The sequence below is a fragment of the Mycolicibacterium mageritense genome, from assembly GCF_010727475.1.
Taxonomy (GTDB): Bacteria; Actinomycetota; Actinomycetes; order Mycobacteriales; family Mycobacteriaceae; genus Mycobacterium; species Mycobacterium mageritense.
In genome coordinates this window covers 1,047,121-1,068,097 of sequence record NZ_AP022567.1, presented here as the reverse complement: position 1 = coordinate 1,068,097, position 20,977 = coordinate 1,047,121, and the positions used below count along the sequence as shown (strand labels likewise).

Sequence of the window (20,977 nt, the reverse complement as noted above, 5' to 3'; positions counted from 1 at the left end):
CGGCGCCAACCACATTTAGATTGAAGAAAGTCATTATTACGTCGATTAGCGACGTAACTCGTTCGAATCCGGAATTCACACGCAGCGAGGTGAGCTATGCCGTTCCGTGCCCTGCCCGCACGCCGACGAGGCGTTCCGTTTCGGGTTCGCGAATCGTGCGCGGTCGCACTTGTCGCAATCACAGCAGGCGCGGCGTGCACTTCACCGTCGACCGCCGCAGGCGGGCCGGAATGCGACCCGGCGCCGTATGACGACGCGATCGCCGCGGTCACCGCGCACGGAGTGATCGGGCTGGGGCCATACGGTGAGGCGCCCGTATCCGCCGATTCGATCCAGTTGTCCGGCAACGAGATCGAGCACGTACGTGGACGTAACGCCACAGCAGCGATTGTCATGCACTTCTCTGGTGACAGTTGGAGTACAGCTCAGGTCGACGGCTTGAAATCTGAGTTCGACCGCCTGGGCATCTCGGTTGTCGCGCAGAGCGATGCGCAGGCCGACCCGGCCAAACAGTTCTCCGATATCGAAACCGCAGTCGCCGCAAGGCCGGACGTGATCGTCTCGATCCCTTCGCTGGACCCTGCGGCCTTGGCGCCGGCGTACCGCAAGGCGGTTTCTGCCGGCATCAAGCTGGTGTTCATGGAGAACCCGGCGAGGAGCTTCCAGTCGGGGCCCGACTATGTATCGGTCGTCGCCACAGACAACTACGGCGCCGGGGTTGTCAACGCGCATCAGATGGCAAAGGCGTTGTGCGGAAGAGGCAGTGTGGGCGTGCTGTTCCATGCTGCACAGGTGCCGACCAATGAACTACGGGAACGGGGATTCGTCGAAACGATCGAGCGTAACTATCCGGATATCGACATCGTCGGACGAAAGGGCCTGCTAGGCCCGAACTGGAACGTCGAGGCTGGCTCGGCAGTCAACGCTTGGCTCACCAAGCACCCGGATCTGGGCGGAGTGTGGTGCTGGTTCGACGCGCCGTGCGAGGGTGCCATCGATGCGGCGCGGTCCTCTGGCCGGGATCGTCTGGTAGTCACCAGCATTGACCTCGGAACGAATGTCGCCGTCGACATGGCGCGGGGGGCCTTCGTTTCCGGCATCGCCGCCGCTCAGCCGTACTGGCAGGGCATCGTGGAAGCCCGGTTGGCAGGCTATGCCCTGATAGGTAAGGCGGCGCCACCGTTCGTCGAGGTTCCGGCACTGCCGGTGGACCGGCACAACCTGACCGAGGCGTGGGAAACCGTATACCGTACGGAGCCGCCGGCGGATGTTCAGAAAGCGCTGGGTGCGTACTGATGGCCGAGACGACAACCGATCCCGCCCTGGCAGTCCAGATGCGGGGAGTCTGTAAATCATTCGGCACCAACGAAGTTCTGCGTGGTGTCGATTTCGACCTGCAGCGCGGCGAGGTGCATGCGCTTCTCGGAGGAAACGGGGCAGGGAAATCGACGTTGATGAAGATCCTGCAGGGAGTTCATCGTCTTGATGCGGGTCACATCAGCATCGACGGCTCACCTGTTGTGATCAACTCACCAGCGGATGCGACCAGGGCCGGAATCGGCATGGTTTTCCAGGAGTTCAGTCTCATTCCCAGTCTGTCTGTCGCCGCCAACATCTTCCTCGGGCGCGAGCCACGCAGGTTTGGCCTCGTCGACGATCACGAAATCAACCGGCGCGCTCGCGCTCTGCTCGACCAGATGGGCGCAGATCTCGACCCGCGCAGAACTGTTGCCGATCTGCCGGTGGGGTATTGGCAGGTGACCGAAATCGCCAAGGCGCTGAGCTCGGAAGCCAGGATCCTGGTGATGGATGAACCCACCGCAAGCCTGCCTTATTCGGAGGTTGACATGCTGTTTGAACTCATCGGAAGGCTTAAGCAGCAGGGCATCTCGATCATCTACATCAGTCATCGGATGGCCGAGATAGCTCGTGTTGCCGATCGGCTTACGGTGCTCCGTGATGGCCGGCGGGTACTCACGGACCGGGTGCCGCAAGTCTCGCCCGACCGGATCGCCGAAACCATCGTCGGTCGCGAGATCCTGTCTGGTTTCCAACGCAATCGCCGTCCCGGCATCGGGGCTCCGACCGTACTGGCTGTCGAAGGGGTTACCACCGACAAGCTGACCGACGTCAGTTTTAATGTCGTCGAGGGTGAGGTGGTCGGGCTGGCCGGCTTGATCGGCAGTGGCAGAACAGAACTCGCACGTTGCTTGTTCGGCGCAGATTCGCGCAATTCCGGAAAGGTCCGGGTGCGCGGGCGTGACGTTGCCATCCGTCGTCCGCAAGATGCGATCAACGCTGGAATCATGCTTGTGCCAGAGGACCGAGCGAGCCAGGGGCTGGTCGGTAAACACACAGTGCAGACAAATATGTTGCTTCCGAGTCTGTCTCACCTCGCTCGTCGGCATCTTATTGACGATCGACGCGGCCGCCAGCTGTGTAGTGAGCTCGCCCGGCGGCTCAACATCCGAGAGAGCGCGCTCAGTGAGCCGATCGTCCGCCTTTCCGGTGGCAACCAACAGAAGGTGGTTTTCTCGAAGTGGCTCGCTCTTGCACAAGTGGGAATCAGGCCTGAAGTGCTGATCCTCGATGAGCCTACTGGCGGTGTGGATATCGCGTCCAAGGTCGACATCATGCAGCTGGTGCTCGATCTCGCGGACAAAGGAACGGCGATCCTGCTGATCTCGTCTGAGCTCGAAGAACTTCTGGCAATCGCCGACCGGATACTCGTTATGCGGCACGGCCGTATCGAGGACCGAATCAGCCGCGCTGACATCGCAAATGAGGAATCCCTGCAATTGGCAATACAAGGAGCGTGAAACCGTGTCGACACCACTGACACAGCAAGCAAACATCGAGAATTCGCCGTCGGCCGGGTCGGTCGCTGAGAGTGGTCCGAGGGGAAACTACCACCTCCGACCAGGAAATCTGGAGTGGCGCGACTTCGCAATCTACATCGGCTTCGTCGTAGTGTTCGCACTCTTCGCGCTGCTGCTCCGTGACGAGGGGTTCCTGCAGCTCGGCAACTTGCTTAATATTGTCAGGCAAACGGCGATCATCGTGATAATGGCCGTCGCAGGCACGTTCGTGATCGCCGCAGCGCAGATCGACCTGTCTATCGGTGCCACCGCAGGGCTCGCGAGCGTCGTGACCGCGATGACGATCTCGTCGTCGGACAGCTGGATCTTGGGTGCTCTGAGCGGGTTGGCGGCAGGTGCCGTGGTGGGCGCTATCAACGGAAGCCTCGTAGCGATGCTGCGGTTGCCGTCGTTTCTCGTGACTCTTGCCATGATGGGAGTCGCCATCGGCGTCGCCCAATGGATGTCGGGTTTCCAGCCAAAACCGATTCTCGACAAGACATTTACCGATATTTTCGGGTCGAGTGACGTTGGACCTATACCGTCCCTGTTGATCTGGGCCTTTGCCGCTGTCGTCGTCGGTATCGTCGTCCTGAACAAGACCACCTTCGGCAGGCAGGTACTTGCAACCGGCGGCAACGAGATTGCCGCAGTGTTCAGTGGTGTGCGCACCCGGCGCATTACTTTCACCATACTGCTGGTCTCCGGTCTTGTGGCCGGCATCGCGGGCATGCTCTATGCCGGCCGCCTACAATCCGGCCGGTATCAGTGGGGAACAGGTGACGAATTGTCGGTCATTGCTGCGGTCGTGCTCGGAGGTACTAGTCTGTTCGGCGGGTACGGGCGAGTGCTCGGGTCGGTGTTCGGTGCGATCTTTATCGGGCTGCTCAACAACGGTCTGGTTCTCGCAGGTTTCGATATCAGTCAGCAGGCGATCATCCAGGGCGTCATCATCATTCTGGCAGTGATGCTGGCGAAGACACGCTGAGAACCGACACGTCATCGTTCTCGGCCGACCAGACGCGGCGGTACCCGAAAATCGCGGTTTTCGGGTACCTGCGCGTCTGTTCGCGCTAAAAGGTGAGCAGCAACCAGATCGCGACGGCCGAGCCCACGGCGGCCACGCCGTAACTGCACACCGCGATCGCCCGGTCGAAGCGGCCGAGCTTGAGGCCGTGCTCGACCATGAAGCGGAACCGGTGCGCCCAGTGGAACAGGCCCAGCACAAAGACGCCGGCCAGCACGATCCGCGTCAGCGGGTTGCCCACCACGGCCATCAGGTGGGCCTGGCCGGGCCAGTCGAGCAGGCCGAGCGGGAACGCCACGCCGAACAGCAGCATCACCACCGGCAGCATCAGTGCGCTCACCATGCCGCCTGCCGAGAACAACAGCCAGAAGAACGGTTCCGGCGTGCGACGGGTGGGCGCGCTCATGCCAGCACCAGCCATGCGATCACCGCCGAGACGACGAGCCACGCGGCGTAGTGTCCGGCCAGGACCGCGCCCGCGGGCACGCGTTGGCCCCGCACGTGGACGACCATCGCGCGTGGCGCCAGACTGAACCAGGTCACGGTGTGCAACAACAGAAATGCCAGCGTCACGAGGTTCAGCGCGATCACCAGCGGATGGGCGCTGAAGTCCTGAAACCAGTCGTACCGACCGGTGCCGAGCGCCCACACCAGCAGGCCCAGATACACCACCGCCCACGCCACGGCCTCGCAACTCGCCTCGCGCAGCATGTACCGCAGATACGAAGCGCGTCGGGTCCACCACAGGAGGGGGACCGGTTGCCGGTACGTGGTCATCGCGCAGCCCTCGGGAGTAGCAGGCTCTTCACCGAATGTGTTGCGGCTGTGAGCTTGTAGCGCTGGATCGCGCCGGCCGGGTCGACGCCCTTCGGGCACGCCACCGAACATTCGCCCACGTACGTGCATGCCCACGCACCGTCGGCCGCGGCCAGCACATCGCGCCGGTCGTCCTCGCCCTCGTCGCGCGAGTCCAGGTTGTAGCGCTGGGCCAACGCGATGGCCGCGGGCCCGAGAAAGTCCGGGTCCAGCGCGTAGACCGGGCACGCCGAGTAGCACAGCATGCAGTTGATGCACATGCTGAACTGTTTGAACTCCTCCAATTCGGCTGGGGTTTGGCGGTATTCAGTGTCTGCGGCCGGTTCGTCATCATTGATGATCCACGGCTTGACGCGGGGCAGCTTGGTCATGAAATCGCTGATGTCGACGACGAGGTCGCGGATCACCGGGAAGTTGCGCATCGGCTCCACGCGCACCGGTCCTGGCAGGTAGTCGACGAGGAACGTCGCGCATGCCAGTTTCGGGTCGCCGTTGACCGTCATGCCGCAGCTACCACAGATGCCCATGCGGCATGACCATCGGAAACTCAGTGTGCCGTCCAGCCGGTCCTTGATGTAGTTGAGCCCGTCGAGCACCGCCCACTCCCGGGTGAGCGGGACGTCATAGGACTGGAACACCGGCTCGCTGTCGGTTTCGGGCCGATAGCGGGCCACTTCCATGACAATTCGGTCTGCCATCTCACCTCCCGTAGATCCGTTCGCCAGGCGGCCAGCGGGTGATGGTGACCGGCAGGTAGTCGATCCGCGCTGAGCCGTCGGGCTCGCGATGGGCCATGGTGTGGGCCAGGAACCGGTCGTCGTCACGGCCGGGGAAATCGGTGCGCTGGTGTGCGCCGCGGGATTCGGTACGGTGCGAGGCGGATTCGATGATCGTCTGGGCGATGTCGAGCATCCCGGACAGTTCGAGGAACGCCAGCAGTTCGGTGTTGAACGTGTGGCTGTGATCATCGATACCGGCGTCGGCGAAACGCTCCTGTAGTTCCCGGATCTGCTCGGCGGCCTTGGTCAGGGTGGGGCCGTCGCGGTAGATCCCGGCCGCGGTCTCCAGCACGGTCTGCATGTCGGTGCGGATGTCGGCGATGCGTTCCTTGCCGGTTTGGGTGCGCCGGCTCAGGTCGCGCTCCAGGCGCTGCTCTTCGGCGCGGGCCTGGGCCTGCACCGCAGCGGAATTCGCACCGACGCCGGCCGCGTACTCGGCCGCGGCCCGGCCGGCGCGGTTCCCGAATACCAACAGCTCGGGCAGCGAGTTCGAGCCCAGCCGGTTTGCCCCGTTGATGCTGACGCATGCGGTCTCGCCCGCCGCGTAGAGGCCGGGAAGCGTTGTCGCGCCGTTGATGTCGGTGTGGACGCCACCCATCATGTAGTGCACGACGGGACGCACCGGCACCAGTTCGGTGACGGGGTCGATGTGCTGATAGTCGCGGCACAGCTCGCGCACGAACGGCAGCTTGGTGTCGATCAGCTTGGCTCCCAGGTGCCGTAGGTCAAGGTAAACCACGGGCCCGTACGGGGTTTCGTCGGTACGGCCCTTGTCGAGCTCGTGCACGAAGGCCTGTGACAACCGGTCACGTGGGCCGAGTTCCATGCTGCGCAGCTTGGGTTCGGGCGTCGGCGTGCCCAGGTCGTAGTCCTGCAGATACCGGTAGCCGTCCTTGTTGAGCAGCCAGCCGCCCTCGGCGCGGGCAGCCTCGGTGATCAGGATCCCGGTGAACGGCAACCCGGTTGGGTGGTACTGCACGAACTCCATGTCCTTGAGCGGTGCGCCCGCTCGGAAGGCCAATGCCATGCCGTCGCCCGTCTTGATGTTGGCATTGGTGGTGAACGGGAACACCCGGCCGCATCCGCCCGTGCACATGATCACGGCCTTGGCCAGGATCGTCTCGATGCGCCCGGTGGCCAGTTCTATCGCGACCAGGCCGCGCACGGCACCGTCGTCGACAAGCAGTGTCGTGGCGAACCATTCGTCGTAGCGCACGATGTCGGGATAGGCCAGCACCCGCTGAAACAGCGTGTGTAACAGGTGAAACCCGGTCTTGTCAGCGGCGAACCAGGTGCGGAGCTTCTTCATACCGCCGAACGCGCGAACGGCTATGTGCCCGTCGGGCGTTCGGCTCCACGGGCAGCCCCAGTGCTCGAGTTGCGTCAGCTCGAGCGGGGCCTCTGCGACGAACGCTTCGACCGCGTCCTGATCGCACAGCCAGTCGCCGCCGGAGATGGTGTCGTACGCGTGCTCGTCGATGGTGTCATCGGCACCCGCCACGGCCGCGGCGCCGCCCTCCGCCGAGACGGTGTGGCTGCGCATCGGATACACCTTGGACACGATCGCCACATTGAGCGCGGGGTTGGTCTCGGCGATGGCGATCGCGGCGCGCAAACCGGCGCCGCCCCCACCGATCACCACGATGTCGTGTGAGGCCGTCATCGCGCGGCCTCACACTTCGAAGGCCTCATGCTCTCCACAGCGCTCGTCTCGCAGCACCTTGCCGTCGTGTCTCACGGTGCGGATGGCCACGCATCCGTCGTGATAGACGTGCCGGCTCTCGCGACAGCCGCACGAGAACCTCAGGTCGTCGTAGCTGAGGCCGTCGTCATCGCTCTCGACGTGGTGATCGCCTTCTGCCATGCGCCCACAGGGCGCCTTCTGCCGGGAGAAATGCGTGGTCTGTTTGACAAACTGGGCGGCCATCGTCCGCCTCCTCGGGCCTCCGGAGAGTGATCTACATCACATGAGACTACCGCGTCTGTTCGGCATGGAAAAGTCAGCCCAAACGGGCCCGCAGCTCCCGTTTGAGGACTTTGCCGTAACTGTTCTTGGGCAGCGTGTCGACGAACTCGTAGCGTTTGGGCCGCTTGAAGCGCGCAATGCGCTCCAGCAGATGCGCGTCGAGTTCGGCCGCGTCCGCATCGCCGACGATGAACGCCACGACGATCTCGCCCCAGTCCGGGTCGGGCGCGCCGACCACGCACGCCTCGGCGACCCCGGCATGCTCCAGCAACACCTCTTCCACCTCACGCGGATAGATGTTGCTGCCGCCGCTGATCACCACATCCTTCGACCGGTCGCGCAAGGTGAGATAACCGCGCGCGTCGAACGACCCCATGTCGCCGGTGTAGAGCCAGCCGTCCTTGAGGGTCGCCGCGGTCGCACTCGGGTTTTTCCAGTACCCGGACATGACGGCATCGCCCCGGCACACGATCTCGCCGATCTCACCGACGTCGACGGGGCGGCCACCGTCGCCCACCACCGCGACCTGCATGCCTGACCTGGCCGTCCCGACCGATCCCAACACGGCCTCGTCGACGGCGGCGTGGTCGCGGCGGCGCAGACCGGTGATGGTCATGGGAGATTCGCCTTGCCCGTAGATCTGCGTGAACACCGGTCCGAACGCGGCCAGCGCCTTCTTCATGCCGTCGACGTACATGGGCCCGCCGCCGTAGACGATCGTGCGCAGGTTGCGCGGGGCGGCGCGGCCGGTGTCGACGAGCCGCTGCACCATGGTCGGCGCCAGGAACGCCGATGAACCCGGATGGTGCGCACACAGATCCAGGAATTCGTCAGGTTCGAAGGCTCCCGATTCGGGCACCACCTGCCGGGCCCCGCGCAGCAGGTAGGGCACCACGTACAACCCTGATCCGTGCGACATCGGCGCGCCGTGGATCAGGCTGCAGTTCTCGTCGGGATCGTCGATATCGGCCAGGTGCGACACCGTCATAGCCATCAGATTGCGATGAGACAGCATGGCGCCCTTGGATTTACCGGTGGTGCCGCTGGTGTAGAAGAGCCACGCCAGGCTGGCCGGGTCGGTGACCGGTGGTGTGGTGGGCGCGGCAGCGAACCGCTCGGTGTACGCGTCGGACCCGATGACCTCGACCGGTACGTCCACACTCAGGCCTGCCGCGATCTTCGGCGACGCGAAAACCACCGACGCGCCCGCATCGGCGACGATGTCGGCCATCTCGCGTGCGTGGAGTTTGAAGTTGACGGGCACGAAGACGCATTCGGCCGCCCAGATCGCGAACATGAGTTCCACGATCTCGGGCCGGTTTTCGCTCGCGACGGCGATTCGCGTGCCACAGTCGCCTACGGTCTGCAATGACGATGCCAGCCGCAGCACGCGGTCGCGCAGCTGCCCGAAGGTGTGCAGCTGCCGGTCGCCGGAGTACACCGCACCCCGTTCGCCGAACTGGGCGGCGGCCTGGTCGAGGACTGCGAAGAGATTCACCGGGCGATCCACTCGGAGGTCAACGCGAAGTCCGAAAGGTATTTCGTCGAACTCCAGCCACCGTCGACGACGATGGTCTGCCCGTTGATGAAGCTGCCGCCCTCCGAACACAGGAACGCCACGGTCGCGGCGATGTCGTCGACCTGGCCGAGTCGCGTGTGCGGGGTCATCTCGGTCTGCATCTTGCGGAAGCGTTCGTCTTCGAGCCTGGCCGCGACCATCGGGGTCAGCGTGACGCCGGGTGCGACGGCGTTGCACCGGATGCCCTGCGCCCCGTACTGGCAGGCGATGTGGGTGGTCAACGCCGTCAAGCCACCCTTGGCCGCCGAATACGCACCGCCCCGCAATCCGCCGACCACCGCGAACGTCGACGTCACGTTGATGATCGCCGAGCCCGGCACCATGTGGCCGATCACGTCGCGGGCCAACCGGAACGGTGCCCGCAGCATCAAGCCCAGGAAATGATCCAGGGTCTCGTCGTCGGTCTCGTGCAACGGCTTCGGACTGCCCACGCCCGCGTTGTTGACCAGGAAATCGATGCGGCCCCAGCGGGACAGCGCGGCGTCGACGATCCGCTGCGGCGCGTCGTCGGCGGTCAGGTCGACGGCCACCGTCGCGACGTGGTCACCCGCGGCCTGCTCTAGCTCGGCCAACCGGTCGTGATCTCGCCCGGTGCCCAGCACCGCCATGCCTGCCTCGGCGAGCTTGACGGCACAGCCGAATCCGATGCCGCTGCTGGCCCCGGTGACGATCGCTACCTGCATGTCAGTTCGCTTCCATCAGTGCTGCGCGGATCCGATGCTTCAGTACCTTGCCCGCGTCGTTGCGCGGCAGCGTATCCCAGATCTCCACCTGCTCAGGTGTTTTGAACCGGGCCACCCCGACATCGGCCAGGAGTCGACCCAGCGCGGTCACGTCCGGCGCGGCTCCGTCGGATGTCACGATCACCGCGCACGCGCGTTCTCCGGTGCGCGCGTCGGGCAACCCGACCACGGCGATCTCGGTGATGCCCAGTTGACCGACCAGGATGTCCTCGATCTCCTTGGGGGAGATGTTCTCGCCGTTGCGGATGATCAGATCCTTGGCGCGTCCGGTCACCGTGAGGTAGTCGCCGTCCACCCACCGGCCCAGATCGCCGGTCCGGAAAAACCCCTGATCGTCGAAGGCGTTGTCCTCGGGGTGCAGGTACCCCAGCAGCATCTGCGGTCCACGCGCGCGGATCTCACCGGACACCAGCCGGATCTCGGCACATCCCGGGCGCCCGTCGGTTTCGGCGGCATGGTCGACGTCGCCCGGCCGCAGTGACCCGACCGTCGTGACCGGCACTTCGGTCGAGCCGTAGACTCGGCTCACCACCGCGCGGTCGAAATAGGTTGTGGCCCGGCGGATCAGCGACGGCGGCACCGACGCGCCGCCACAGATGAACACCTTGAGTTCGGGCAGCCGGGTTCCCGCGCGCTCTGCGGCGGCCAGGAGCTGTTCGAGAAACGGGGTGGCGCCGGCCATGTGGGTGCAGCCGTGCCGGGTCATGAGCGCGACACCGTCGTCGGCGTGCCAGCGCTGCATCAGGATCGCGGTGGTGCCCAGCAGCAGTGGGCATTCGAACGCGTAGATCGATCCGCCGATGTGGGCGATGGGTGACGGCACCAGGAACGCGTCGCCGGGTTCGATCAGCCAGTGTTCCTGCAACTGACGGATCAGCGCGTTGATCGAACGATGGCTGTGCAGAACCCCTTTGGGCCGTCCCGTGGTGCCCGACGTGTAGAGGATCATCCGCACGGCGTCCGGGGCGAGCGCGGGAAACGACCGCGGCGCCCCGGCGGGGAGCGGCGCGGCGCCGCGCACCGCGACCACCTCGGGTGGATCGGGCAGCTCGGCCGTCACGCGGCTCAGCATCGCCGGGTAGTCGTGGCTACCGAACCGGCCGGGGATGAAGATCATCCGGCTGTCGGCGTCGGCGAGGATGAACCGCAGCTCGGCGTCGCGTAACGACGGCAGGATCGGGTTGACCACCATGCCGGCCACGGTCGCCGCGAGGTAGATGACCGCCGCCTCATGCCAGTTCGGCAGCATGACAGAGACCACGCTGCCCGTGGGCATCCGTTCGGCCAGGTAGCCGGCCAACGCCAGAGCCCGACGGTGCAGGTCGTGGCACGTCAACTGGGTGTCCCCGTCGACGATCAGCACCCGGTCGGGGGTGCGGTGCGCGGCGTCGTCCAGTGCTTCGGCCAGCGTGGACCAGTCGGCCATGTGCCTAGCCCTTGACCCGGCGCATGGTCATCGAATGCCGGAAACGGCCGGCGGGGTGGGTGTTCACGGTCACCTGGGCGATCTCGCCGTCTGAGGTGGTGTAGGTGCGTTGCATCTGCAGCGCCGCGCTGCCGGCCTCCACCTTGAGGCCCGCCGCGAGTTCGGGCGACGTGCATATCGCCGAGATCACCTGGTGCACTTCGACGATGCTCACCCCGAACAGATCCTCGATCAGTGGGAAGATCGGTCCGGTGTGGCGTTGCAGCAGCCTGCCGACCGCGGCGAACGTGCGGTTGATGTAGTACTCGGTGCGGCACACCGGGACATCCCCGTCGCCCTGCCGATATCCGCGGACTGCGAGCCACTGCTCACCGAGCGGTAGGCCGGTTCGTTCGGCGAGCTCCGCGTCGATGGTGACCATCGCATTGGATTCGATGGTGAACTGTGCGCCGGTCGCGAACGCGAGCAGGTCGTTGATCGACATCACGTCCTGCGCATACGAATTCGTCGCGGCGCGGGGAACCACCACGGTGCCGGCCCGCGGCCGGGAGGTCACCAGGTTGTCGTCCCGCAATCGCCGCAGCGCCTCCCGGATGGTGTAGCGGCTCACCTCGAAGCGCTCGCACAGTTCGTGTTCGGTGGGCAGCTGGGATCCCACGGGGTAGACGCCGTCCACGATCTCCTTACGTAGGGTGCGCGCCACCTGGAGGTAGCGATGCTCGGTGGGTGCGACCGTCATGGCGCTACCCGTCGTAGGGTCAGCACGCTGCCGTCGCCATCGGCCGAAACATAGAGCGTCCCATCCGCTCCCGCGGTGATTCCGGCGAACGGTCCCTGTGGTCCCGAGAACGGCGGCATGCCGCGCAGCGGTTTCGGCACCACGCCGGGCGGCGGTCCGACCGGAAGGCCGCACGCGATCACGACGCGCGCTCCGGTGTCGAGGTCAACGCTGACGAGCTCTTTGCTGCCGGCATCGACGATGTACAGCACGTGATCGCGCACCAGGATGCCCTGCGGGGTGTCCAAGCCGTCGACGTGGAGGCCCGAACCGCCCACCCCGACAACCGCTCCCGCGACCGACACCAGCGGTGCACCGTCGGGGCCGAAAGTCACCCCGACCGGGCGCTCGAGTCCGGCCGCCAGCACGTCGACCGCACCGTCGCGGACCGCGAGCAGGCGCCCGGTGCCCTGCTCGACCACCACGGGCGTGCCGTCGGGTGCCAGCGCGACACCGTACGGTTGGTCCACACCTGACGCGAGCACGTCGGTCTCGGCCGTCGCAGGGCGGTACCGCGCCACCGTGTCACCGGCTGTGGTCACCACGAATTCCCCTGGCGCAGAGGCTGTCACGCCGCGCAGGAAGCCGGGATATCCGGGCGAGAAGAGCATGCCGACGGTCTCCAGGCCGCTCGGGCCGACCCGGTAGAAGTAGGTGCCGTCGGCGATGTAGAGGTTGCCGTCCGGGGCGACGGTGAGATCCAGCGGCCAGTTCAGCCCACCGGCCAGCACGGTCGTCGGGCCCGTGGCACAGATCTCGGTGATCTCGCCGGTGAAGTTCGAGACGAACAGGCGGCCCCCGACGAACGTCAGGTTGTCGAGCCCGGGAGTGAGTTGCGCGAGCACTGTCTGTTCACCGGTGCGCGGATCGATGCGCAGCACTTGGCCGCTGGCCACCTGGGTGGACACGATGAACCCTTCGGCGTCGAACTTCACCGCGTCGGGCACGCCCAGCCCGGAGGTCACCACCTGAGGCTCACCGCCGGCGAGATCGATCCGCCAGATCTCGTTGGCGCCCATCACCGGGAAATACAGCAGCCCATCCGGACCGACTTCCATGGCGTTCGGCGACGGCACGTTGTCCAGCAGGATCCGCGGTGGCCCGCCGCCGAGGTCGAATTCCATGAGCCGGCCACCTTCGCGGCATTCCCCGACGAACAGCCGGCCGTGGTGGAACGTGATGCCGTTGGCGGACGGCACGTCGTCGCGCAGCACCCGGGTCGATCCGTTGGTTTCGCGGACGCTGACCCGGCCGTCCATGACCTCGGTCGCGTACAGGTGGCCGTGCGCGTCGAACGCGACGTCGTCGGGCGCGACGATGTCGCCGCCCTTGGCGCTGACGGTGTCGACCTGTGCGGTGTCGACGTTCAGCGCCGAGATCTGGCTGCCCGTCACCTGTGCGACGTAGACGCGTCCGTCCGGGCCGGTGCGCAGGCCGTTCGCACCGAACAACCGACTCGGTGCCGTGAGCTGCCGCAACTGCCAGCCCTCGACCGCCGACGGATTAGCGGTGTAGCGGGCGCCCGATGTCATGACGTCGGACGTTAGCAAGCCCGTAGTGGTCCAGACAATAGGTTGTCGATGCCACATCAACACCCTTGACGGTCGAATAACTCCTGCGGAATAGTGTTCTCCAGAATGAAGAGCACCATATGTTGTCCGGACAATTAGGGCGAGCATGGCCAACCCCCTGAGCCTGGAGCGCCGGGTCGTGGTGGTGTCCGGTGCCGGTGGCGGCGGCATCGGCACCGCCGTGACGCGGCAGGTCGCCGAGGCGGGCGCCACCGTCATCGCGGTGAGCCGCTCGCAGGACAACCTCGACGCGCACGTCGCCCCGTTGGCGCGCCGTGGCCTGCCGGTGATGCCCGTGGCGGCCGATGCCGCGACCGATGACGGCATCGCGACGGTGCTCGACGCCGCCCGGCGCGCCGACGGTTTTCTGTACGGCCTGGTGAATGTCGCGGGGGGAGCCGCACCGTCGACGTGGATGCCCGCGACCCGCGTCTCGCGGTCGGACTGGCGCGAGTTGTTCACCGCGAACCTCGAAACCATGTTCTTCATGAGCCAGGCGATCGCCGGCGAGATCCGCAGCCACGGAACCCCGGGTTCGATCGTCTCGGTGTCATCGATCAGCGGCATGAACACCGCGCCCTACCACGTCGCCTACGGCACCGCCAAGGCCGCGATCGTGGCCGCGACCCGCACCATGGCCGTCGAACTCGCGGCGGACGGCATCCGGGTCAACGCGGTCGCGCCCGGGGTCACCGAGACCACGGCGTCCGCGACCTACGTCGACGCCGATCCCCAACGCGACCAGCGCGCCATCTCGATGGGCCGGCGCGGCACCCCTGACGAACAAGCCGGGGCGATCCTGTTCCTGCTGTCAGACCTGTCGAGCTACATCACGGGGCAGACGCTGCTGGTCGACGGTGGACTCAACCTGCGCTGGACCCATCTCGGTGCGGACAACACCTCGCTGTTCCTCAAGGACGACGACTTCCGCGCGGCCATAAGGAGGTATGAGTGACCGAAGAGCTATCCGCGCCCATGACCATCGGCGTCGACGCCTACATCTCCCCGGAGTACGCGCGGGCCGAGCGGGATCGGTTGTGGCGCAAGGTATGGCAGCAGGTCGGCCGGGTCGAGGAGCTGCCAGAGGTCGGCAGCTATCTGACCTACGACATCCTCGACGACTCGATCATCGTCGTACGAACGGGTGCCGACACCTTCGCCGCACACCACAACGTGTGCATGCACCGCGGTCGCAGGCTCGTCGACACCCCGAACGGTGCGAAGAACGCGTGCGCCCGCACCCGCAAGTCGTTCGTGTGCGGATTCCACGGCTGGACCTACGACCTCAACGGGGCGTGCACCCACATCCGCGAACAGGACGACTGGCAGGGCGCGCTGACCCCGGCCAACACCCACCTGCCCCGCGTCACCGTGGACACCTGGGCCGGCTGGCTGTTCGTCAACATGGACCCCGACCCGGAACCGTTGGCAGACTATCTGTTTCCCGCCGCTAAGATCCTCGACCCGTTCGGACTGGAGAACATGCGCTACAAGTGGCGCAAATGGTTGTACTTCGACTGCAACTGGAAAGTCGCGATGGAGGCCTTCAACGAGACCTACCACGTGTTCACGACACACCCTGAGTTCAACAAGTTCGGCGAGTTCAAAGGATGGGCGAAAGCCCAAGGCCGGCACAGCAACATCGGCTACGACGCACCGGACGACATGGAGGAGACCAAGTCCAAGATCCGGCTCGGCACCGGCGACCCGCGGATCTCGACGGCCGAGATGCAGGTCTACACCATGGAAGAGACCAACGCGACCACCACGCAGACGCTGGTGAACGCCGCCAAGCGGTTGGTCGACGAACTGCCCGAGGGCACCCCCGCCGACAAGGTGCTCGAACACTGGCTGACCTCGGCCCGCCGCGACGACGAGGCGCGTGGTGTCATCTGGCCGACCATCCCGCCGGACATTCTCGGCCAGAGCGGCACCGCCTGGCAGATCTTCCCGAACTTCCAGATCGGCCAGGGCCTCACCAGTGCCCTGTGCTACAGCGCCCGGCCCGACCCGAGCTATGACCCGAACAAGTGCATCTTCGAGGTCTCCGTGTTCGAGCTGTACCCCAAAGGCGAGGAGCCACAGACAGACTGGGAGTACACCCCGGCCGACAGCCCCAACTGGCGCTCGGTGCTGCCGCAGGACTTCTCGAACATGGCCGCGGTGCAGCAGGGCATGAAATCAGCCGGTTTCCCTGGCACCAAACCGAATCCGTACCGCGAACGCAGCACGGTCAACCTGCACTACCAACTGTCGAAATACATGGGCGTCGGAGAACCCCAGAACCTCGAGTGATTTGTGTGCGTTTACCGGCGCTCACTGCCGCTAAACGCACACAAAATCACTCGGACAAGGAGAGAACATGAAGGTCAATCTCGGCACGGGGGCGCAGAACTCCCACGACTGGGACCGCGTGCTGGCGGGCGATTTCAGCTCACCGCCCGCCACGCCCGACTACAAGTGCGTGCAGGCCGCGCTGGCCCTCGGCGACCTCGCCGAACCGCTCGGGTTCGACGGCATCTGGTTCCCCGAACACCAGGGCACGCCATACGGCATGACGCCCAACCCGATCCAGGCGCTCACCTACTTCGCGGCCCGCACCGAGCGGGTCAGCCTCGGAACGTTCGTCGCGGTCGCGCCGTGGTGGCACCCGGTCCGGCTGGCACACCAGATCGCCTACCTCGACATCGTGTCCAACGGCCGCTACACCACGATCGGCCTGGGCCGTGGCGTGTCCAAGGGCGAGTTCGACGCGGTCGGGGTGCCGCGCGAGGAGAGCCGGCAACGCTTCAACGAAACCCTCGACGTGCTCAAGCTCGCGTTCTCCGGTGAGCGGTTCTCCTACGACGGCGAGATCTTCAAGTTCCCGGAGATGTCGCTGCGCCCCGCGCCGCTGAGCACCGATCTGTTCGACCGCATCTACAGCTCAAGCTCCACGCCCGAATCGCTGGAGATCCTGGCGCGGCGCGGCATGGTCCCACTGTTCGTCGGCAACAAGCCGATCTGGGATGCCGGCGAGGAAGTCAAGAAGGTCAACACCTTCCGTGCCGAAGAGGGCCTGCCGCCGTGCCAGCCCAAGAACGTCATGTTCATGTACTGCGTGGCGTCTGACGACGACGTTGCCAAGACCGAGGAATGGATCTACACCGCCAACCGCGACGTCACGGTGCACTACGGGTTCGCCGACGCCGCCAACTTCAAGGGCGTCAAGGGCTATGAGGCATACGCGAACCGCCAGGGTTCGGCCACCGCACTGCTCGCCGAGTCGGTACAGGGTGACGGCACCGGCGGCCCCAAGCCCGGCGACAAGAAGGGCCCGCCCGGGTATCACGCGTCGAACCTGCTGATCGGCACCCCGGAGGAGATCTTCAAGCGGCTCAAGGCGGCTCAGGAGGCATGCTCGTTCTCCGAGGTCACCATCGTGCCGCAGTTCGGCACCATGCCGTACGAGGATGCGTTCGACAGCGTCAAGCTGTTTGCGAAGGAGGTGCTGCCCGCGGTGCACGACATGGAGGCGCCGCTGCATGCCGCGGTCCTGCCGGACGGGGTCACCGCATGACGTGCGGGCCGACGGACACCCCCGACGACATCGACATTCCTGCGCTACGCGAGAAGTACCGCGCCGAACGCGAGAAACGGCTGCGCGCAGAGGGATCCAAGCAGTATCTGGAAACCGGTGAGCGGTTCGCCGAGTTCGGCGAGGTCGACCCCCACACCCCGTACGTCGAACGCGATGCGATCGACACCGACATCGACGTCGCGGTGCTCGGCGGCGGGTTCGCCGGCCTGCTGGTAGGTGCCGCGCTCAAGCGGGCCGGCGTCGAGGACGTGCACATCATCGAGATGGGCGGAGACTTCGGCGGGGTCTGGTACTGGAACCGCTATCCCGGCATCCAGTGTGACAACGAGTCCTATTGCTACATACCGCTTCTGGAAGAGCTCGACTTCATGCCGAGCAAGAAGTTCGCCGACGGCGCCGAGATCTGGCAGCACTGCCGCAACATCGGCAAGCACTACGGCCTCTACGACGGCGCGATCTTCTCGACGCAGGTCAAGGATCTGCGGTGGGAAGACGACCTCAAGCGGTGGCGCATCAGTACCAACCGCAGCGACGACATCCGAGCCCGGTTCGTCGTGATGGCGTCGGGCTCCTTCAATCGTCCCAAGCTGCCCGGCATCCCCGGCATCAAGGACTTCACCGGCCACGTCTTCCACTCGTCGCGCTGGGATTACGACTACACGGGCGGGGACAGTTCCGGCGGGCTCGAAAAGCTCGCCGACAAGAAGGTGGCGCTGATCGGCACTGGCGCCACCGGCGTTCAGCTCGTGCCGCACCTCGGCCGGGATGCCCAGCACCTGTACGTGTTTCAGCGGACGCCGTCCACGGTCGACGAACGCAACAACACCCCGACCGACCCGGAGTGGGTCAAGACGCTGCAGCCCGGGTGGCAGAAGGAACGACAGCGCAACTTTCACGCCTGGACCTTCGAGGGTATGGCGCTGGGCCAGCCAGACTACGTGTGCGATTTCTGGACCGAACTCGGCCGTAACACCGCCGCGCGCGTGCTGGCCCTGCCCGATCCGGCCGCCATGACGCCCGAGCAGTTCATGGCGCTGCGGGAAGAAGAGGACTACAAGGTCATGGAGCGGCTGCGACGCCGCGTCGAGGCCATCGTCGACGATCCGGACACCGCCGAGGCACTCAAGCCGTACTACCGATTCCTGTGCAAGCGGCCATGTTCCAACGACGACTATCTGCCGACCTTCAACCGGCCCAACGTCACCCTCGTCGACGTGTCCGAATCCAAAGGCGTGGAACGCATCACCGCGTCCGGTGTGGTCGCCGACGGCCGCGAATACGACGTCGACTGCATCATCTTCGCCAGTGGCTTCGAGATCACCACCGAGATCCACCGCCGCTACTCGATCGATGTGATCACCGGCCGCGACGGCCTGTCGCTCTACGACGCGTGGGCCGGTGGCTATCGGACCCTGCACGGCATGACCAGCCGCGGGTTCCCCAACCAGTTCTTCACGGGCTTCACGCAGGTCGGGATCTCGGCCAACATCTCGGCGAACTACGAACTGCAGGGCGAACACATCGCATACGTGATCGCCGAGGCGCTGGGCCGTGGCATCACCACGGTGGAGCCCAGCCAGGACGCGCAGGACGGTTGGTGCCAGACCATCAAGGACACCTTCGTCGACAACTCGGCATTCGACGCCGAATGCACACCGGGCTACTACAACAACGAGGGCGGCGGTGGCGGCGAAGGCATCCGATCGCACCTAGGTGAGCCCTATGGTCCCGGGTTCTACGCGTTCGGCGAGTTGCTCAAAGCATGGCGGGACAAGGGCGATCTGGAAGGCCTGGAAACCACGTGAACCTGCGTTTCGACGATCGCGTCGCCGTCATCACCGGTGCCGGCCGGGGGCTCGGACGCGAATACGCGCTGATGCTGGCCGCGCGCGGAGCGAAGGTCGTCGTCAACGATCCCGGTGGCGGCCTCACCGGTGACGGCTGCGATACCGGCCCCGCGCACTCCGTGGTCGACGAGATCCGTGCGGCCGGTGGCCAAGCCGTCGTCACCACCGATACGGTCGCGACCGCAACGGGCGGCCGCGCCATCATCGACTCCGCACTGGAGACCTACGGCCGCGTCGACATCCTGATCCACAACGCGGGCATCGTGCGGCGAGGCTCGCTCAAGGACATGAGCTACCAGGACTTCGACGCGGTGCTCGACGTTCACCTGCGCGGGGCGTTTCATGTGGTGCGGCCGGCTTTTCCGGTCATGTGCGCGGCCGGTTACGGCCGCGTGGTGCTGACGTCGTCGATCGGCGGCCTGTACGGCAACCGTGAGGTGGCCAATTATGCGGCGGCCAAGGCGGGCATCGTCGGGCTGTGCAACGTCGTGGCGTTGGAAGGCGCGGCCGAGGGCGTGACGTGCAACGCCATCGTGCCGGGCGCCGTGACACGCATGGCCGACGGGCTCGACACGTCGGCCTATCCTCCGATGGGCCCGGAGTTGGTGGCCCCCGTGGTGGGATGGCTGGCGCACGAAAACTGCACTGTGACGGGCGAAGTGTTCGTCGCGATCGCCGGGCGGGTGGCCCGTGCCGTGGTGTCGGAATCACCGGGGGTCTACCGGCCGGAATGGACGATCGAGGACGTCGACGCCGACATCGACGCGATCCGCGATATCACCACACCTGTGACGTTCCCCGTGGTTCCGGACGGCCACGCCGAGCACATCCGTTACAGCTTTGGGCGAGCTCATGTCTGACGGACCGTTGCATGGCGTGCGCGTGGTCGACCTCACCGCGATGGTGATGGGCCCGTACTGCACGCAGATCATGGCCGACATGGGTGCCGACGTCATCAAAGTCGAGCCGCCGCAAGGCGACAACACGCGTTACATCTCGGTCGGCCCGGCGCCGGGTATGAGCGGTGTGTTCGCGAATGTCAACCGCGGTAAGCGAGGCATCGTGCTCGATCTGCAGACCGAGGCGGACCGGGAGTCGTTGCGTGCGTTGATCGCCACCGCGGATGTGTTCATCCATTCGATGCGGGCCAAGGCCGTCGTCAAGCTGGGCTTCGGCTACGACGACGTCGCCGCGCTCAATCCCGCGATCGTCTACACCAACTGCTACGGCTATGGCAGGCGCGGACCTGACGCCGACCGGCCCGCCTATGACGACACCATCCAGGCCGAATGCGGATTGCCCGCGGTTCAACGGCAATTGACGGGTGAGGCCGGCTACGTCGGCACCATCATGGCCGACAAGGTCGCCGGCCTGACCGCGTTGTACGCCACGATGATGGCGCTGTTCCACCGCGCACGCACGGGCGAGGGGCAGGAGGTCGAGGTCAGCATGTTCGAGACGATGGCCTCGTTCATGCTCGTCGAGCACGCCAACGGTGCCATGTTCGATCCGCCGCTGAGCCCCGCGGTCTACCCGCGCGCGGTCGCGCCCAACCGCAAGCCCTACGAGACCAAGGACGGGCAGATCGCGGCGCTCATCTACAACGACAAGCACTGGAACGCCTTCATCGACCGGGTGCAGCCCGCCTGGAACGGCCCCCAGTTCGCGACGCTCGAGCAGCGGGCCCACCAGATCGACGCCGTGTACGGCCTGTTGGCGCAGACCCTGAAGGAACGCACCACCGACGAGTGGCTGCAGCTGTTCCGGGACTTGGAGATTCCCGCGGCGGCGGTCCACACGCCGGACGCATTGTTCGACAATGCCCACCTCAACGCGGTCGGCCTGTTCGAAACCGTCGACACCCCCCACGGGCCGGTCCGGTTCCCTGGCGTGCCGACCTGGTTCTCCCGGACCCCCGGGCGCGTCCAGGGGTTCGCGCCGGAGCTCGGCGCCGACACCGCCGAGGTGCTGGCCGAACTCGACGCCGGCCACAAGACCGCTTAGGAA

At 65.7% G+C, this 20,977-nt stretch carries 19 protein-coding genes; 9 read left to right on the top strand and 10 right to left on the bottom strand.

Annotated elements, in window-relative coordinates; translation table 11 throughout:
* The first annotated feature begins 96 nt into the window (after positions 1-96).
* From G6N67_RS05160 to G6N67_RS05150, 3 genes are read left to right on the top strand one after another with little or no spacing between them, the layout of a single operon-like run.
* Positions 97-1,296: a substrate-binding domain-containing protein gene (locus G6N67_RS05160; RefSeq protein WP_081812563.1), complete on the top strand. Its 1,200-nt coding sequence runs from the start codon at positions 97-99 to the stop codon at positions 1,294-1,296.
* The gene (locus G6N67_RS05155) at positions 1,296-2,819 is read left to right on the top strand and encodes a sugar ABC transporter ATP-binding protein (RefSeq protein WP_036433734.1); all 1,524 of its coding nucleotides are present in this window, start codon (positions 1,296-1,298) and stop codon (positions 2,817-2,819) included. The genes G6N67_RS05160 and G6N67_RS05155 overlap by 1 nt, the downstream gene beginning before the upstream one ends.
* Before the next feature lie 4 nt (positions 2,820-2,823).
* Positions 2,824-3,846, top strand: coding sequence for an ABC transporter permease (locus G6N67_RS05150; protein WP_230021379.1), 1,023 nt, complete (start codon positions 2,824-2,826; stop codon positions 3,844-3,846).
* A gap of 85 nt (positions 3,847-3,931) precedes the next feature.
* Here G6N67_RS05150 and frdD read toward each other — a convergent pair whose 3' ends face one another.
* From frdD to G6N67_RS05100, 10 genes are all read right to left on the bottom strand, one after another.
* Entirely contained in the window at positions 3,932-4,291 is a 360-nt protein-coding gene (frdD, locus tag G6N67_RS05145; protein ID WP_230021378.1) for a fumarate reductase subunit FrdD, read from the bottom strand.
* Positions 4,288-4,662, bottom strand: coding sequence for a succinate dehydrogenase/fumarate reductase transmembrane subunit (locus G6N67_RS05140; protein WP_036433736.1), 375 nt, complete (start codon positions 4,660-4,662; stop codon positions 4,288-4,290). The genes frdD and G6N67_RS05140 overlap by 4 nt, the downstream gene beginning before the upstream one ends.
* Positions 4,659-5,399 carry a succinate dehydrogenase/fumarate reductase iron-sulfur subunit gene (locus G6N67_RS05135; protein WP_036433737.1) on the bottom strand — a complete coding sequence of 247 codons (741 nt, stop codon included), beginning with the start codon at positions 5,397-5,399 and terminating at the stop codon, positions 4,659-4,661. The genes G6N67_RS05140 and G6N67_RS05135 overlap by 4 nt, the downstream gene beginning before the upstream one ends.
* A gap of 1 nt (position 5,400) precedes the next feature.
* Positions 5,401-7,143 carry a fumarate reductase (quinol) flavoprotein subunit gene (gene frdA, locus G6N67_RS05130; protein WP_036433739.1) on the bottom strand — a complete coding sequence of 581 codons (1,743 nt, stop codon included), beginning with the start codon at positions 7,141-7,143 and terminating at the stop codon, positions 5,401-5,403.
* 9 nt (positions 7,144-7,152) lie between these two features.
* A complete protein-coding gene (locus G6N67_RS05125) occupies positions 7,153-7,407 on the bottom strand; it encodes a hypothetical protein (protein ID WP_229480292.1) in 255 nt (84 codons plus the stop codon).
* Between the two features lie 73 nt (positions 7,408-7,480).
* Positions 7,481-8,944, bottom strand: a complete 1,464-nt coding sequence (locus G6N67_RS05120; RefSeq protein WP_036435812.1) for an acyl-CoA synthetase — start codon at positions 8,942-8,944, stop codon at positions 7,481-7,483.
* On the bottom strand, positions 8,941-9,708 hold the full coding sequence (locus G6N67_RS05115) for an SDR family NAD(P)-dependent oxidoreductase (RefSeq protein ID WP_036433740.1): 768 nt from the start codon (positions 9,706-9,708) through the stop codon (positions 8,941-8,943). The genes G6N67_RS05120 and G6N67_RS05115 overlap by 4 nt, the downstream gene beginning before the upstream one ends.
* A 1-nt stretch (position 9,709) precedes the next feature.
* Positions 9,710-11,194: an AMP-binding protein gene (locus G6N67_RS05110; protein WP_036433741.1), complete on the bottom strand. Its 1,485-nt coding sequence runs from the start codon at positions 11,192-11,194 to the stop codon at positions 9,710-9,712.
* 4 nt (positions 11,195-11,198) lie between these two features.
* Positions 11,199-11,933, bottom strand: coding sequence for a GntR family transcriptional regulator (locus tag G6N67_RS05105; RefSeq protein WP_036433743.1), 735 nt, complete (start codon positions 11,931-11,933; stop codon positions 11,199-11,201).
* Positions 11,930-13,504, bottom strand: coding sequence for an SMP-30/gluconolactonase/LRE family protein (locus tag G6N67_RS05100; RefSeq protein ID WP_036433746.1), 1,575 nt, complete (start codon positions 13,502-13,504; stop codon positions 11,930-11,932). The genes G6N67_RS05105 and G6N67_RS05100 overlap by 4 nt, the downstream gene beginning before the upstream one ends.
* A 145-nt stretch (positions 13,505-13,649) precedes the next feature.
* Here G6N67_RS05100 and G6N67_RS05095 point away from each other — a divergent pair, with 145 nt between their 5' ends.
* The 6 genes from G6N67_RS05095 to G6N67_RS05070 all read left to right on the top strand — a co-directional run bounded on the left by G6N67_RS05095 (position 13,650) and on the right by G6N67_RS05070 (position 20,974).
* Positions 13,650-14,498, top strand: a complete 849-nt coding sequence (locus tag G6N67_RS05095) for an SDR family NAD(P)-dependent oxidoreductase (protein WP_036433748.1) — start codon at positions 13,650-13,652, stop codon at positions 14,496-14,498.
* A 20-nt stretch (positions 14,499-14,518) separates the two neighbouring features.
* The gene (locus tag G6N67_RS05090) at positions 14,519-15,838 is read left to right on the top strand and encodes an aromatic ring-hydroxylating oxygenase subunit alpha (RefSeq protein WP_051578809.1); all 1,320 of its coding nucleotides are present in this window, start codon (positions 14,519-14,521) and stop codon (positions 15,836-15,838) included.
* A gap of 67 nt (positions 15,839-15,905) precedes the next feature.
* A complete protein-coding gene (locus G6N67_RS05085) occupies positions 15,906-17,102 on the top strand; it encodes an LLM class flavin-dependent oxidoreductase (protein ID WP_036433753.1) in 1,197 nt (398 codons plus the stop codon).
* Complete coding sequence (locus tag G6N67_RS05080; RefSeq protein WP_036433755.1) at positions 17,099-18,928, top strand: flavin-containing monooxygenase; 1,830 nt, start codon at positions 17,099-17,101, stop codon at positions 18,926-18,928. Before G6N67_RS05085 ends, G6N67_RS05080 begins: the two co-directional genes overlap by 4 nt.
* Complete coding sequence (locus G6N67_RS05075; RefSeq protein ID WP_036433757.1) at positions 18,925-19,830, top strand: SDR family NAD(P)-dependent oxidoreductase; 906 nt, start codon at positions 18,925-18,927, stop codon at positions 19,828-19,830. Before G6N67_RS05080 ends, G6N67_RS05075 begins: the two co-directional genes overlap by 4 nt.
* The gene (locus tag G6N67_RS05070) at positions 19,823-20,974 is read left to right on the top strand and encodes a CaiB/BaiF CoA transferase family protein (RefSeq protein ID WP_036433760.1); all 1,152 of its coding nucleotides are present in this window, start codon (positions 19,823-19,825) and stop codon (positions 20,972-20,974) included. Before G6N67_RS05075 ends, G6N67_RS05070 begins: the two co-directional genes overlap by 8 nt.
* Positions 20,975-20,977: the final 3 nt, after the last annotated feature.

What these genes read in the sequence shown, in the direction of transcription:
- G6N67_RS05080 (WP_036433755.1), top strand. Translation starts at nt 17,099, where the DNA reads ATGACGTGCGGGCCGACGGACACCCCCGACGACATCGACATTCCTGCG.
- G6N67_RS05115 (WP_036433740.1), bottom strand. Translation starts at nt 9,708, where the DNA reads ATGCAGGTAGCGATCGTCACCGGGGCCAGCAGCGGCATCGGATTCGGC.
- G6N67_RS05135 (WP_036433737.1), bottom strand. Translation starts at nt 5,399, where the DNA reads ATGGCAGACCGAATTGTCATGGAAGTGGCCCGCTATCGGCCCGAAACC.
- G6N67_RS05100 (WP_036433746.1), bottom strand. Translation starts at nt 13,504, where the DNA reads ATGACATCGGGCGCCCGCTACACCGCTAATCCGTCGGCGGTCGAGGGC.
- frdA (WP_036433739.1), bottom strand. Translation starts at nt 7,143, where the DNA reads ATGACGGCCTCACACGACATCGTGGTGATCGGTGGGGGCGGCGCCGGT.
- G6N67_RS05110 (WP_036433741.1), bottom strand. Translation starts at nt 11,194, where the DNA reads ATGGCCGACTGGTCCACGCTGGCCGAAGCACTGGACGACGCCGCGCAC.
- G6N67_RS05095 (WP_036433748.1), top strand. Translation starts at nt 13,650, where the DNA reads ATGGCCAACCCCCTGAGCCTGGAGCGCCGGGTCGTGGTGGTGTCCGGT.
- G6N67_RS05105 (WP_036433743.1), bottom strand. Translation starts at nt 11,933, where the DNA reads ATGACGGTCGCACCCACCGAGCATCGCTACCTCCAGGTGGCGCGCACC.
- G6N67_RS05090 (WP_051578809.1), top strand. Translation starts at nt 14,519, where the DNA reads ATGACCATCGGCGTCGACGCCTACATCTCCCCGGAGTACGCGCGGGCC.
- G6N67_RS05140 (WP_036433736.1), bottom strand. Translation starts at nt 4,662, where the DNA reads ATGACCACGTACCGGCAACCGGTCCCCCTCCTGTGGTGGACCCGACGC.
- G6N67_RS05160 (WP_081812563.1), top strand. Translation starts at nt 97, where the DNA reads ATGCCGTTCCGTGCCCTGCCCGCACGCCGACGAGGCGTTCCGTTTCGG.
- frdD (WP_230021378.1), bottom strand. Translation starts at nt 4,291, where the DNA reads ATGAGCGCGCCCACCCGTCGCACGCCGGAACCGTTCTTCTGGCTGTTG.
- G6N67_RS05125 (WP_229480292.1), bottom strand. Translation starts at nt 7,407, where the DNA reads ATGGCCGCCCAGTTTGTCAAACAGACCACGCATTTCTCCCGGCAGAAG.
- G6N67_RS05085 (WP_036433753.1), top strand. Translation starts at nt 15,906, where the DNA reads ATGAAGGTCAATCTCGGCACGGGGGCGCAGAACTCCCACGACTGGGAC.
- G6N67_RS05070 (WP_036433760.1), top strand. Translation starts at nt 19,823, where the DNA reads ATGTCTGACGGACCGTTGCATGGCGTGCGCGTGGTCGACCTCACCGCG.
- G6N67_RS05155 (WP_036433734.1), top strand. Translation starts at nt 1,296, where the DNA reads ATGGCCGAGACGACAACCGATCCCGCCCTGGCAGTCCAGATGCGGGGA.